The sequence below is a fragment of the Actinomadura madurae genome (assembly GCF_900115095.1).
In the GTDB taxonomy this organism is placed as follows: Bacteria; Actinomycetota; Actinomycetes; order Streptosporangiales; family Streptosporangiaceae; genus Spirillospora; species Spirillospora madurae.
Window position 1 is genome coordinate 995,971 of sequence record NZ_FOVH01000001.1, and the last position, 12,872, is coordinate 1,008,842.

Sequence of the window (12,872 nt, forward strand, 5' to 3'; positions counted from 1 at the left end):
GGGGATCGTCGATGACCGATTCCGGCGCACTCCCGGAGATCCTCACCGCGCACTGCCCGCGGGTCGCCGCGGCCGTCCGGGAGGCCCTGCACGGGCACCCCGCCTACCAGCCGATCAGGCGGGCGGCGGGCCCGATGTTCGGCGGGGGCCGCGAGACCTGCGCGCGGCTGCTCGGGCTCGTCCTCGCGGGCGGTCCGCTCCCCGAGGACGACTGGGGGCGGTTCCGCGACCTCGGCGTCCTCGCGGCCCGGCAGGCGATCCCGCTGCCGGTGCTGTCGGAGGCGTGGGACCTCGCGCTCGCCGCCGCCGCGCGCACCTGCTGGACGATCGCGCCGCCCGGCCGATTCGCCGAGATGGCCGAGCTCACCGCGCACGCGGCACGGCTCGCCGTCGGCGCGCGGGAGGCCTGCATCCAGGGCTACGCCGAGGCGCCCCGCGAGGGCGCGCGGTCGCGCCCGCTGCGCCGGCTCCTCGCCGAGACCCTGATCGACGGCGCCCCGGCCGGCGTCATCGCCGAGGCGGCCGGCGTCCGCCTGGCGCCGGCGTACCTCGCGCTGCGCTGCGAGGTCCCCGGGCGCGTGGCGGACGCGCACTGGGAGCGGGCCGGCGAGCTGCTCGAAGCGTGGGAGGACGTGCTGTACTCCGGCGACCTGTCCGGCCTCGTCGTGCTGTTCCCCGCCGCCGACCAGCTGCGCGCCGAGGACCAGGCGGCCGAGTTCACCGCCGGGCTCGCCGCCTGCACGCGCGGGCCGGTGCACGCCGCCGAGTCGTTCCGGCGCGGCGTCGCGAACATCCCCGCCGCGCTGGAGGAGGCGTCCCGGGTGCTGACGATCGTCAAGGCCATCCCGGACGCCGAGGACCGCCCCTACCGGGCGGACGAGCTGCTGGTCGAGCTCGCCATCCTCGGGCAGCCCGGCATCCGCGGCCGGCTCGCCGCCGTGCTGTCCCCGCTCGACGCCGGCACCGACCTGCGCCGGACGCTGGAGGTGCTGCTCGCCTGCAACCTCGACCGCGAGCGCGCCGCGCGGGAGCTGTGGATCCACCGCCGCACCCTGCACTACCGGCTGGACCGCATCCGGGACCTGTCCGGCGTCGACCCCAGCTCGGCCCGCGGCATCCAGCTGTTCCGCGCGGCCCTCACCTCGGCGCGGCTGGCCGGGCTGGAACGGGACGGGCAGAGCGCCCAGGACGCCTCGCTGCCCCCGCCGCTGAGCGCCTGAAGGAGACCCATGGGCTTTCCCCTGCCGTGCCGTCCCGGCGTCCCGCTGGACGAGGACCACCTGCGGCGGCTCCGCGAGCGCCCGCTGGTGCCGGTCGTGCTGGCGGGCGGGCACAAGGCCCTGCTCGTCACGCGGCACCCCGACGTCCGGACGGTGCTGTCCGACGACCGGTTCAGCCGGGAGGCCTGGAACGGCGGCACGCTGTTCGCCCGGACACCCGCGTCCCTCGCCCTGGCCGCGAGCGACCCTCCGGCGCACACCCGGCGCCGGAGGGCCGTCCGGCCCTGGTTCACGGCCCGCCGCGCCGAGGCGGACCGGCCCCGCATGGAGGCCATCGCCGAACGGCTCCTGGACGAGATGGAGGCGGACGGCCCGCCCGCCGACCTGATCGCCCGGTTCGCGACCCCGTTCCCGTACGCGGTGATCTGCGACATGCTCGGCGTCCCCACCGCCGACCTCGGGCTGCTGCTGCCCTGGGTCAGCGCGATGATGTCGGCCGGGCACCACACGGGTGGCGAGGTGCGGGCCGCGCACGAGGGCATGCGCGGCTACTTCGCCGGCAAGGTCGCGGCACGCCGGGCCCTGCCCGGGGACGACCTGCTCACCGCGCTCGTCGACGGCTGGGCGCTGTCCCAGGACGAGATCGTCGTGTTCGGGTACGGGCTGCTGATGGCGGGCGGGGAGACCACGTCGAACTTCCTGGCGGCCTGCGTGCTCGACCTGATCACGCGCCCCGGTCTCGCCGCCCGGCTCCGCGCCGACCCGTCCCTGATCCCGGCCGCCGTGGAGGAGTACCTGCGCTGGGTGTGGTTCGCCGGCACGGGCGGGCATCCCCACGTCCTGCTGGCGGGCGCCGAGCTGGCCGGGACGCCGCTGGCGCGCGGCGACGTCGTCGTGCCGCTCACCGACGCGGCCAACCGGGACCCCGCCGCCTTCCCCGGGGTCGACGCGTTCGATCCGGGCCGTTCCCCGAACCCCCACCTGGGCTTCGGGCACGGCCGCCACCGGTGCCTCGGCGCGCCGCACGCCCGCGCGGAGCTGCAGATCGCCGTCGCCGCGCTCCTGCGCCGCTTCGACGACCTCGCCCTGGCGGTCGACCCGGCCCGGCTCGCCTGGCGCGACCACATGTTCGTCCGCGGCGTATGGCACCTGCCCGTCACCTGGTCCCGCCGGCGGTGAGGGGCTGGAGCGGGCGGATCGCCCGGTTCGTCCGGGGGAGCCATCCGCCCCTGCCGTCGCTGGCGGTCGCGGTGCTGTGGGCCTGCGGGGTCGGCGGGCTGTTCGCCGCCGTCGACCCGGACGCTCCGGACTGGCGGCCCGGGACGGGGACCGCGGTCGCGGCGGTGTCGCTCTTCGCCGACCTGCTGCTGATGCGGGCGCTGGACGACATCCGCGACCTGGACTACGACCGGCGGTTCCACCCCGGGCGCCCGCTCGCGGCCGGGGCGGTGCGCACCGGCGACCTGGCGGTGCTGTACGGCGCAGGAGCGGTGGTGCTGGGCCTGCTCAACGCGGCCTGGCCATGGCGGGCGGGCATCCTCCTCGCCCAGCTCGCTTACGCGGCCGGGGCGATCGGTGTCCACCGGCGGTGGCGGCGTCCGTCCGCCGACAAGCTGTTCACCAGCCTGCTGGTGAGCCTGCCCGTGCCCGTCCTGCTCCACCTCTACCTGTACGCGGGCTACCTGGAGGAGGCCGGGCACGGGGCGGACCGGTACGGCCTCGTCGCCGTCGCCGTTGTCGTGCTGGCGGCGGGCCACCCCGAGCTCGCCGGGAAGATCACGCGGGCGCCGCGGCCGGGGGAGCGGACCTACGTGACGACGCTCGGCGTCCCGGGCACGGTCGTCCTGGCCCTGGCCGTGCCGGTGCCGTCGGTCTGCCTGCTGGCGGTCTTCTCACAGGCACCGGACGGGTGGACGCTCCTCGCGGTGCTCCCGCTCATCGTCCCGGCGCTCGCCGCGTGGGGCTTCCGGCGCGGCCGGACCCGATGGCCGCCGGCCGCGCCTCCCCTCTACCTGCTGCTGACGCTCGCCGGTCACCTCGCGATCGGGTGGGCCCGCTGACGGAGGGGGACGCGGCCGGGCGTCAGGGTTGCAGCAGCACCTTGATGGCGCCGTCCTGCTTCTTCTGGAACATCTCGTACGCCCGGGGCGCCTCGTCCAGCGGCCGTCGGTGCGTCGCGAGGTCCATCACGCCGAGCGGGTCGGCGTCGTCGGTGACGAGCGGCATCAGGTCGCCGATCCACTTCTTCACGTGCGCCTGGCCCATCCGCAGCCCGATGCCCTTGTCGAACATCCGCAGCATCGGCAGCGGGTCGGTCATGCCGCCGTAGACGCCGATGACGGAGATCGTCCCGCCGCGGCGGACGATCTCGATGGCGGTGCCGAGCGCGGCCAGCCGGTCCACCCCGACCCGCTGCATGAGCGGCGCCGCGGCGGTGCCGGGCATGAGGCCGGTGAGGGTCTGCGCCAGCTTGGCGCCGCGCGAGCCGTGCGCCTCCATCCCGACCGCCTCGATCACCGAGTCGGTGCCGCGGCCCCCGGTGAGCTGCCGGACCGCGTCCGGGACGTCGTCGGCCTCGTCGGAGTCGATCACCTCGACGCCGTGCCGGCGCGCCATCTCCAGCCGCTCGGGGACGAGGTCGACGGCGATCACCCGGTGGCCCAGGTGCCGGGCGATCCGGGCGGCCATCTGCCCGATCGGGCCGAGGCCGAGCACGGTGACCGAGCCGCCCGCCGGGATGTCGGCCCAGTCGACGGCCTGCCACGCGGTCGGCAGCACGTCCGACAGGTACACGAAGCGCTCGTCCGGCGGCCCCTCCGGGACCTTGATCGGCCCGAAATGCGCCTGCGGCACCCGCAGGTACTCCGCCTGCGCGCCCGGCACCTGCCCGTAGAGCCTGGTGTAGCCGAACAGCGCCGCGCCCATGCCGTGCTCGCGGACCTGGGTCGTCTCGCACTGGGCGAACAGCTCCATCTCGCACATGTGGCAGCGCCCGCAGGAGATGTTGAACGGGATGACCACGCGGTCACCGGGCTTGACGTGGGTGACCTCGGAGCCGGTCTCCTCGACGATCCCCATCGGCTCGTGGCCGAGCACGTCCCCCTCGGTGAGGAACGGGCCGAGCACCTCGTACAGGTGCAGGTCCGAGCCGCAGATGCCGGACGAGGTGACCCGGATGATCGCGTCGTCCGGCTCCTTGATCTCCGGGTCGGGCACGGTGTCGACGCGGACGTCGCGCTTGCCGTGCCAGGTGACAGCCTTCATCGTGCTCCTCCCGTGGACGGGCCCGGTTCCCAGGCGGCCCTACCCCGGTGTCCGCGGCGAAACTTCCGCGGCCGGGGGCCTCACGGGCAGCGGTGGGCGCGCGCCACGGCCCGCACGGCGGCCGTCCGCGTCGCCCACAGGTGGGGTGCGGCCGGCCGGTACGCCTCCGGGCCGGGACCGGGGCGGAGCCGGAACCCGCGCGCGTCGCGGGCCTCCCAGCCCGTCCGGCGCCCGCGCAGGTCGAGGACGTGCGTCACCGCGCCGGCCGCGTGCCCGTCGTGCCGCAGATGCCAGCGGTGGGCGTCCCGGTCGGCGGTGGTGAACTGGCACAGCCGCCAGCCCGGCGCGATGCGGTGCGCCAGGTCGAGCGTCACGAGCGGGTCGTCCCCGGTGCGGGACGGCCCGGCGGTGCGGGGGGCGGAGCGGGGAGCCGTGCGGGGGGTCAGGGCCTGGTCGCGCAGGAGCCGGGTCAGCTCCCGGGCGGCCTCCGCCAGGGCACGCGCCGCCTCCGCGAGCCGCTCCTCCTGGACGGGACGCACCACGCCCTCCAGCGCGGTGCCGGTCTCGCGGCGCGCCAGTGCGGCCCTGCGCGCGGCGTCCAGCCGGTGGAGCGCGCCGGCGGCCTCGTCCCGCGCGGCGGTGACCCCGGCCATGGCGCCGGCGTCGCGCGGTTCCGCGCGCCGCGCGGCGTCCGGTTCACGGGCCCGTGGGGTGAGCTTGTCCTGTCGCACGGGGGGAGCTCCTTCGCGTGTGCTTTCCGGGCGCCCTTCCCGAACATCCCGGCTTCATCCCCCGGACCACCGCCGCGCCGGCGCCTTCGCGTTTGGAACCGTCCTGCGCGGCAAGTGCCCGGATGGGCTGGGACGAGGGAGGGGAGGGCCGGGATGACGGCCGTGCAGGACACGAGCGTCGCCGACGCGCTCGCGCGGCACCGCAAGGGCACGAGGCTCGGGAGGATCCTGTCGACGACCGACCACAAGGTCGTCGGCTACCTGTACCTCGCCACCTCCTTCACGATGTTCCTGATTGCCGGGGTCATGGCCGTGGTCATGCGGTCCGAGCTGCTGGAGCCCGGACTGCAGGTGGTGGGCGCCCAGCGGTACAACGAGCTGTTCACGATCCACGGCACGATCATGCTGCTGCTGTTCGCGACGCCGCTGTTCGCGGGGTTCGCCAACGTGGTCGTGCCGCTGCAGATCGGGGCCCCGGACGTCGCGTTCCCGCGGCTGAACACGCTGAGCTACTGGCTCTTCCTGTTCGGCGCGATCATCGTGCTCCTCGGCTTCGCCGCCCCCGGCGGGGCGGCCGCGTTCGGATGGTTCGGCTACGCGCCGCTGACGTCGCAGACGTACTCGCCCGGCCACGGCGGAGATCTGTGGATCATGGGCCTGGTGCTGTCCGGCCTCGGGACGATCCTCACGTCGGTGAACCTGATCACCACGATCATCGCGATGCGCGCCCCGGGCATGGTCATGTTCCGGATGCCGATCTTCACCTGGAACACGCTGCTGACCAGCCTGATGGTGCTGATGGCCTTCCCCGTCCTCGCCGCCGCGCTGCTCGGGCTGGAGGCCGACCGCAGGCTCGGCGCGCACATCTTCGACCCCTCGACCGGCGGCGCGCTGCTGTGGCAGCACCTGTTCTGGTTCTTCGGCCATCCCGAGGTCTACATCGTGGCGCTGCCGTTCTTCGGCATCGTCACCGAGATCATTCCCGTGTTCGCCCGCAAGCCCCTCTTCGGCTACCTCGGCATGGTCGCCGCCACCATCGCGATCACCGGGCTGTCGATGACGGTGTGGGCGCACCACATGTTCGCGACCGGGCGCGTCCTGCTGCCGTTCTTCTCGATCACCTCGTTCATGATCGCGGTGCCGACCGGCATCAAGTTCTTCAACTGGGTCGGCACCATGTGGAAGGGGCAGCTCAGCTTCGAGGCGCCGATGCTGTTCGCCGTCGGGTTCCTCGTGACGTTCCTGTTCGGCGGGCTGACCGGCGTCATCCTGGCCTCCCCGCCGCTCGACTTCCACGTCACCGACTCCTACTTCGTCGTCGCGCACTTCCATTACGTCCTGTTCGGCACCGTCGTGTTCGCCATGTTCGGCGGCTTCTACTTCTGGTGGCCGAAGATGACGGGCACCAAGCTGCACGAGACCTGGGGCAAGATCCACTTCTGGTCGCTGTTCGCCGGCTTCCACACCACGTTCCTCGTCCAGCACTGGCTGGGCGCCGAGGGGATGCCGCGCCGGGTCGTCGACTACGCGGACGAGTTCTCCACCCTGAACCTCGTCTCGTCCATCGGGTCGTTCGTCCTCGGCGCGTCGACGTTCGCGTTCCTGTGGAACGTCGTGCGCACGTGGCGGCGCGGCGAGAAGGTCGGGACCGACGATCCGTGGGGCATGGGCGGTTCGCTGGAGTGGGCGACCTCCTGCCCCCCGCCGCGCCACAACTTCACGTCGATGCCGCGGATCCGCTCCGTCCGGCCGGCGTTCGACCTGCACCACCCGCTGGCGGGGCCGCCCCCGGAGGCCGCGCCCGCGCTGCCGCCGCCCGAGGGCCGGTGACGGCGAGGCCGGTGAACCCGGTCACGTGTCGTTCCGGCCGTCCTCCGCGGGATCCTTCTCCAGATCGCCCTGGCCGCCGCCGTGCGACTCGGACTGGTAGTTCATGTAGAAGCGGTTGACGCGGGTCCGGACCTGCGTGCGGACGCGGTCGGGGGTCGGCAGCGGGACGATGTGGTTCGGGTAGGGCGCGACCAGCTCGCGGGGCCGGCGGACGTTCAGGACCGCCTCCGTCTCCTCCGGCGGCCGCACGTGCCGCTCGGCGTAGGACCCGTCGGGCCGCAGCATGATCAGGCCGCTCTCCACACCCTCCTCGAGGATCTGCTGGTCGCGGCGCTGGAGACCGAGGCAGATCCGCCGGGTCACGACGAACGCCATGACGGGCGCGACGAAGAACCCGATCCGGAAGATCCACGTGGTCACGAAGAGGGGGATGCCGAAGGTCTCGGCGAGGACGTCGTTCCCGCCGGCGGCCCACAGGTTCCCGTACCAGGCGGCGACCGCGACACCGATCGCGGTCCTGGTCGCGGCGTTGCGCGGCCGGTCCAGCAGATGGTGCAGCCGCTCGTCGCCGGTGGCCCAGCGTTCCGCGAACGGGTACAGCGCGATGAGCGTGAAGAAGACCCCGGGCAGGACGACCGCCGGGAGCAGGACGTTCCAGGAGACGGTGTGGCCGAACAGCGTCGTCGACCAGGCCGGCATGATGCGCAGCGCGCCTTCGAGGAAGCCGACGTACCAGTCGGGCTGCGAGCCGGCCGAGATCTGGTCCGGGTCGTACGGGCCGTACAGCCACACCGGGTTGACCTGGAGGAAGGCCGCCATCCCGGCCAGGACGCCGAAGACCATGAGGAAGTAGGCGGTGCTCTGCGCGGCGAAGTGCGGGAACGTCGGCTCGCCGGTCACCGTCCGTTCGCGCCGGCCCCGTCCCGGGAAGATCGTGTGCGTCTGGTGCCAGAGGATCATCACGTGCGCGGCGACGAGCGCCAGCAGGATGCCGGGGACGAGCAGGATGTGCACGGTGAACAGGCGCGGGAGGAACTCCTCGCTCGCGGGGAACTCCCCGCCGAACACCCACAGGGCGAGGTACGTCCCGGCGACCGGGATCGACAGCACGATGCCCTGCATGATCCGCAGCCCGGTCCCCGACAGCAGGTCGTCGGGCAGCGAGTAGCCCGCGAACCCCTCGGCGATGGCGAGCACGAACAGCGTGGTGCCGATCAGCCAGTTGATCTCCCGCGGCTTGCGGAACGCCCCGGTGAAGAAGATGCGCAGCAGGTGCACGCAGATCGCCGCGATGAAGATGATCGCCGCCCAGTGGTGGATCTGCCGCATCAGCAGCCCGCCCCGCACGTCGAACGAGATGTGCAGCGTGGACGCGTACGCCTCGCTCATCGTGACGCCCCTGAGCGGCGTGTACGAGCCGTCGTAGACGACCGTGGCGCCGCTCGGCTTGAAGAACAGCGTCAGGAACACGCCGGTGAGGATCAGGATGACGAACGAGTAGAGCGCGATCTCCCCGAGCAGGAACGACCAGTGCTTGGGGAAGGCCTTGCGGATGTTCCTGTTCAGGAACTCGCCCGAGCCGAGCCGGTCGTTGACGCCCCAGACGATCTTCTCCAGCCGGTCGGCCGCCACCGCCCCGCGCCTCTTCCGTCCCGCCATCGCGCCTCTCCCAGGCAGAGCACCGTTCCGCTGGCCCGGTACCCGGGGCGGGGTAGGGCAAACGTCACCCGGAGACGGTCTCCGGGCACGTCAGGCCGGCTCAGGCGCTGGCCGCGTACAGGATCTCGCGCATGCCCGGCAGGGCCTCCCGGTCGGCGCGCCAGACGAGGCGCAGGCCGAGGTCGGGGGTGTCGAGGGCCAGCCGGACGAGGGTCGCGGCCTCCAGGCGGTCCCGGACGGCGAACTCCGGCAGCAGCGCGATGCCGAGGCCCCGCTCCGCCCAGGCGGCCATCACGGTCACGCTCCCCGCCCTCACCCGCTCGACCGCGGACCCGAGGAGCCGCTCGCCCGCCATCCAGAACGAGCAGGCCGGCATGTTCACCAGCAGCCTCTCGCCCCGCAGGTCCTCGACGGAGACGCGGCCCGCGCCGGCGAGCCGGTGGTCCGGCGCGGCGACGAGGGCGAGCGGGACGGCCTCCAGGTCGACGTGGTCCAGCGGGGCGGGCGGCGGGGTGAAGCCGAGGCCGCCGACGCCGTCGCCCGCGTCCAGCAGCAGCGCGGCCTCCAGGTCGCCGGCGGCGACCGCGTCCAGGAGCCGGTCGCGGGCCGCGTCGGAGCGGACCTCCACCCGCAGGTCCGGACGGCGCCGTGCCAGCCTCGCGAGGACGTCCGGGACGTACGCGGCGGCGATCGACTCCAGCGCGCCGAGCCGCAGCGCCGGCCGCTCCCCGGCGACCTCGGCGCGGGCCTGCTCGGCCTGCCGGAGCAGCCGCCGGGCCCATCCGCGCATCCGCTCGCCCGCCGGGGTCGGCGCCATGCCCCGCGGGCCGCGCTCGAACAGCGCCACCCCGAGCGACCGCTCCAGCGACCGGATCTGCTCCGACACCGACGAGGGCGCCAGGCCGAGCGCGTCGGCGGCGTCGGTGACGGTCCGGTGGTCGACGACGGCCTCGAACGTCCTCAGCTGGCGCAGCTCCATGCCGGTGGCAACCGGCGACCTCCGTTCGGATATTCCGAACGCTCCGTCCGGTCGCGCCGGTGGAGCCCGGCGCCCCGGATCCCGAGACTGGGCGGCCATGACCTCGGTTCTCTCATCCACGCCCGCGGACGTCTCCGGCAGACGGCGCCGCCTCGCCCTTTTGGGCGTCTCCCTCGGGTACTTCATGGTGCTGCTCGACACGACCGTCCTGGCCGTGGCCGAACCCGACCTGGCCCGCTCGCTGCACGGGACGGTAGCGGGCCTGCAATGGGCCGTCACTGGCTACACCGTCGTGTTCGGGGCGCTGCTCCTGTCGGCCGGTGCCGTCGCCGACCGGTACCGCGCGCACCGCGTCTTCCGCGCGGGCATCGCGGCCTTCGCCGCGGCGTCCCTGCTCAGCGCCGCCGCGCCGGACCTGTGGACGCTCGTCGCGCTCCGCGCGGTGCTGGGCGCCGCCGCCGCGGCCTGCGTGCCCGCGTCCATGGCCATGATCGCCCGGCTGTACCCGGTGCCCGCCGAACGCGCCCGCGCCGTGGCCGCCTGGGCCGCGACCAGCGGCGCCGCGCTCGCCGCCGGCCCCCTCGCGGGCGGCGCGCTGGTCGGACTGGCCGGCTGGCGGGCGATCTTCCTGATCAACGTGCCGATCGCGGCCGTCGTCCTCGCCCTCGTCGCCGGGCGGTCCGTGCACTGCCCGCGCGGTCGGAGCGGCATCGACGGGCCGGGGCAGCTCCTCGCCTGCGCGACGCTCGGCCTGCTCACCGACGCGCTCATCGCCCTCGGGGACGGGGCGGGCGTGCACGCCTCCTGCTCGGCCGCCGGCGCGGTCGCGGCCGGTGCCGCGTTCGCGGCGCGGGAGCGGCGGAGCGCCGCCCCGGTCCTCGTGCCGGCCGTGCTGCGCGCCCCCGGCATGCCGGCCGCGCTGGCCGCCGGCGCCGCGGTCACCTTCGTCATGACCGGGGTCCTGTTCGTCCTGCCGCTGGTGTTCCAGCAGGCCCTCGGCCTGACGCCGTTCCAGACCGGGCTGGCGTTCCTGCCGATGACGCTGCCGTTCGCGTGCAACCCGCTCCTCACCGGCCGGATCGTCGCGCGGACGGGGGCACGCCCGCCCGTCCTCGCCGGGCTCGGCCTGCTGACCGCAGGGGGAGTGCTCTTCGGCGCGGCGCTGCTGAGCGGCGCGCCCTACCCGGCCTTCGTCGCCGGGCTGCTCTGCACCGGCTTCGGGGTCTCGTTCGCGCTCCCCGCCCTCGCGACCATGGTCGTCGCCGCGGCGCCCGGCGGGACGGCGGGGGCGGCGGGCGGCCTGCTCAACGCCGTCCGGCAGCTCGGCGCCACGCTCGGCGTCGCGATCATGGGGACGTTCGCGTCCGTCGGACCGGGCGCGGGCGACTCCGCCCGGGCCATGTTCCTCGCCGCCGCCGTGTGCGGTGCCGTCCTGCTCGTCACGCCACGCGCGGGTTCGCGGCGGACGCCCTGAGATCGTGGCGCAGGCCGTGGATGCGGGCCCGCAGCCGGGCGGCGGCCAGCGGGTCGGGTTCGAGGCCGCCGAGGCCCTCCTCGATCAGGTCGAGCTCGGCGGCCCGGAGCCGGGCGAGCAGCCGGCGCGGCTCCCCGGCCGGCACGTCCCACCGCTCCTTCCGCCGCCATTTGCGGAAGGCCAGCACATGGCCCTCGCCGGGCACGAACACGCCGCTCGCGGTCTCCGCGTGCACGGTCCGCCGGAAGTGCGAGAGGTAGCGGCGGCGGGCCAGCCGGTACGTGACGATCGCGGCGAGCAGGATCGGCGCCCCCTTCACCGGCATCAGCGCGAGACCGGACAGGACGGGCGCGTCCCACCACGAGTGCAGGCCCATCGCGAGCACGAACGCCCCGGCGGCGGCCAGGAAGGCCGTCCGGGACGCCCGGCCGAGCAGGCAGCCGAGGCCCGCGCCGCCGACCGCCGTCATCGCCCAGTGGCTCCACCAGGCCCCGCCCACCACCCGGCTGCCGAAGGAGAAGAACGCCGCGTTCGCGTCCTGCGTCGCGCCCGTCAGGACGATCGTGTTCAGCACGTACAGGAAGTTCTCCGCGAACTGGAACCCCAGCCCGGACAGCGCGCCGTACCCCCAGCCGTCGAGCGGGCCGCGGATCGCCGACGGCGCCATCAGCGCCAGCGCCGCCACCCCGAGCAGCTTGAGGATCTCCTCGTCGACCGGCGCGGCGATCGCCGCGCCCCACACCGCGGTGAAGTCCGGCCCCGCCGTCTTGGCGAGGACGGCCCGGAACGCCGCGTTCGCGGGAAGCGCCGTTCCGAACGCCGCCAGCCCGCCCCACGCCACGGCGATCAGCGCGTACCCGACCGGGCGCGACCGGACCGGATGCAGCCGCCGGAGCAGCCACACCCCGGCGGCCAGCGACGGCGCCAGCAGCGCGAGACCGGCGATGGAGCCGCCGGGGAACGCCGCGACGTGCGCGCCGATCCCGCGGAACGCGATCCAGGCGCCGAGCAGGCACGCGCCCGCCCACAGCCAGAACGCCGGGCGGCGCGCCATCGCCTCGCGGGCCGGTGCCGTCGCGTCGCGGGTCAGTGCCATGGCGCCGCGATCCTGACCGTCCGCACCATCGCCTCGACCTCCGCGGCCGCCTTCCGGTAGGCGGCGGGCGGCCCCGCCGCCGTCACCGTGGCGCCCAGGGCGTCCCCGGCGAACACCGCGGCCGTCCCGACGCGCTCCCGCCCGGCCAGCCGTCCCGTCAGTCCCGGCAGGCCGTGCGAGGTGGTGATCGCGACGGGCTCGGCGCGCAGCCGCGCGTGCCCGCCCGCGGCGACGATCCGCCCGAGGCCGTGCCACAGCCGCCGCGAGTCCAGCGTGCCGAGCGGCACCACCACGCTGAGGTCGAAGACGACGCCGCCGCTCGTCAGCTCCGCGTTGGAGGAGAGCGAGCTGCCGGCCCGGTTCAGCACCCAGCCGCCGGACGGGACGGAGAACGTCACCGGCCGGACGCCGTTCCGCAGTGCTCCGACCGCCACCACCGTCCCCGCGGCCAGCCGCTTCCCGCGGCTCCCGAGGGCCCGGTCGAGCAGCGGCAGCCCGGCGCCGAGGACGAGCATCACGAGCGCCACGGCACCCGTGCCCCACCATCTCACCCGTGCCACGCGCACCCCCCGATGACGTGCGCTGCGGAAATGCCCCCTGGACCGGCGCCCTAAACAAG

General features: G+C 74.8%; 11 protein-coding genes. 5 read left to right on the forward strand and 6 right to left on the reverse strand.

What is annotated here, in order from left to right; all coding sequences use genetic code 11:
- The first annotated feature begins 11 nt into the window (after positions 1-11).
- Genes BM339_RS04700 through BM339_RS04710 form a run of 3 tightly spaced genes read left to right on the forward strand, consistent with a single transcriptional unit; the run spans position 12 to position 3,280 of the window.
- Positions 12-1,220 (forward strand): PucR family transcriptional regulator, encoded by a 1,209-nt coding sequence (locus BM339_RS04700; RefSeq protein WP_075019982.1) that lies wholly within the window; start codon positions 12-14, stop codon positions 1,218-1,220.
- A gap of 9 nt (positions 1,221-1,229) precedes the next feature.
- Complete coding sequence (locus BM339_RS04705) at positions 1,230-2,399, forward strand: cytochrome P450 (protein WP_075019983.1); 1,170 nt, start codon at positions 1,230-1,232, stop codon at positions 2,397-2,399.
- Complete coding sequence (locus tag BM339_RS04710) at positions 2,363-3,280, forward strand: UbiA prenyltransferase family protein (RefSeq protein ID WP_024935240.1); 918 nt, start codon at positions 2,363-2,365, stop codon at positions 3,278-3,280. The genes BM339_RS04705 and BM339_RS04710 overlap by 37 nt, the downstream gene beginning before the upstream one ends.
- 22 nt (positions 3,281-3,302) lie before the next feature.
- On the opposite strand, the gene BM339_RS04715 is transcribed toward BM339_RS04710, so the two are convergent.
- Entirely contained in the window at positions 3,303-4,484 is a 1,182-nt protein-coding gene (locus tag BM339_RS04715) for a zinc-dependent alcohol dehydrogenase (protein ID WP_075019984.1), read from the reverse strand.
- Positions 4,485-4,564: 80 nt separating this feature from the next.
- Entirely contained in the window at positions 4,565-5,215 is a 651-nt protein-coding gene (locus tag BM339_RS04720) for a hypothetical protein (protein WP_075019985.1), read from the reverse strand.
- Positions 5,216-5,368: 153 nt separating this feature from the next.
- On the opposite strand from BM339_RS04720, the gene ctaD reads away from it, so the two are divergent.
- Entirely contained in the window at positions 5,369-7,045 is a 1,677-nt protein-coding gene (ctaD, locus tag BM339_RS04725; RefSeq protein WP_075019986.1) for an aa3-type cytochrome oxidase subunit I, read from the forward strand.
- A 21-nt stretch (positions 7,046-7,066) separates the two neighbouring features.
- Here ctaD and qcrB read toward each other — a convergent pair whose 3' ends face one another.
- Positions 7,067-8,704 (reverse strand): cytochrome bc1 complex cytochrome b subunit, encoded by a 1,638-nt coding sequence (gene qcrB / locus BM339_RS04730; protein ID WP_075019987.1) that lies wholly within the window; start codon positions 8,702-8,704, stop codon positions 7,067-7,069.
- Between the two features lie 100 nt (positions 8,705-8,804).
- Positions 8,805-9,683 carry a LysR family transcriptional regulator gene (locus BM339_RS04735; protein ID WP_024935237.1) on the reverse strand — a complete coding sequence of 293 codons (879 nt, stop codon included), beginning with the start codon at positions 9,681-9,683 and terminating at the stop codon, positions 8,805-8,807.
- 97 nt (positions 9,684-9,780) lie between these two features.
- Here BM339_RS04735 and BM339_RS04740 point away from each other — a divergent pair, with 97 nt between their 5' ends.
- Entirely contained in the window at positions 9,781-11,157 is a 1,377-nt protein-coding gene (locus BM339_RS04740) for an MFS transporter (protein ID WP_075019988.1), read from the forward strand.
- Here the strand turns inward: BM339_RS04740 and BM339_RS04745 are convergent.
- Together BM339_RS04745 and BM339_RS04750 are read right to left on the reverse strand one after the other, a co-directional pair.
- Positions 11,123-12,253 (reverse strand): PrsW family intramembrane metalloprotease, encoded by a 1,131-nt coding sequence (locus BM339_RS04745; RefSeq protein ID WP_021595941.1) that lies wholly within the window; start codon positions 12,251-12,253, stop codon positions 11,123-11,125. The genes BM339_RS04740 and BM339_RS04745 overlap by 35 nt on opposite strands.
- On the reverse strand, positions 12,244-12,813 hold the full coding sequence (locus BM339_RS04750; RefSeq protein WP_143118276.1) for a hypothetical protein: 570 nt from the start codon (positions 12,811-12,813) through the stop codon (positions 12,244-12,246). Before BM339_RS04750 ends, BM339_RS04745 begins: the two co-directional genes overlap by 10 nt.
- Positions 12,814-12,872 lie beyond the last annotated feature (59 nt).

Excerpts from the sequence above, each read along its gene's own strand:
- BM339_RS04710 (WP_024935240.1), top strand. The coding sequence starts at position 2,363 with ATGGCACCTGCCCGTCACCTGGTCCCGCCGGCGGTGAGGGGCTGGAGC.
- BM339_RS04715 (WP_075019984.1), bottom strand. The coding sequence starts at position 4,484 with ATGAAGGCTGTCACCTGGCACGGCAAGCGCGACGTCCGCGTCGACACC.
- BM339_RS04735 (WP_024935237.1), bottom strand. The coding sequence starts at position 9,683 with ATGGAGCTGCGCCAGCTGAGGACGTTCGAGGCCGTCGTCGACCACCGG.
- BM339_RS04740 (WP_075019988.1), top strand. The coding sequence starts at position 9,781 with ATGACCTCGGTTCTCTCATCCACGCCCGCGGACGTCTCCGGCAGACGG.
- qcrB (WP_075019987.1), bottom strand. The coding sequence starts at position 8,704 with ATGGCGGGACGGAAGAGGCGCGGGGCGGTGGCGGCCGACCGGCTGGAG.
- BM339_RS04745 (WP_021595941.1), bottom strand. The coding sequence starts at position 12,253 with ATGGCACTGACCCGCGACGCGACGGCACCGGCCCGCGAGGCGATGGCG.
- BM339_RS04700 (WP_075019982.1), top strand. The coding sequence starts at position 12 with ATGACCGATTCCGGCGCACTCCCGGAGATCCTCACCGCGCACTGCCCG.
- BM339_RS04705 (WP_075019983.1), top strand. The coding sequence starts at position 1,230 with ATGGGCTTTCCCCTGCCGTGCCGTCCCGGCGTCCCGCTGGACGAGGAC.
- ctaD (WP_075019986.1), top strand. The coding sequence starts at position 5,369 with ATGACGGCCGTGCAGGACACGAGCGTCGCCGACGCGCTCGCGCGGCAC.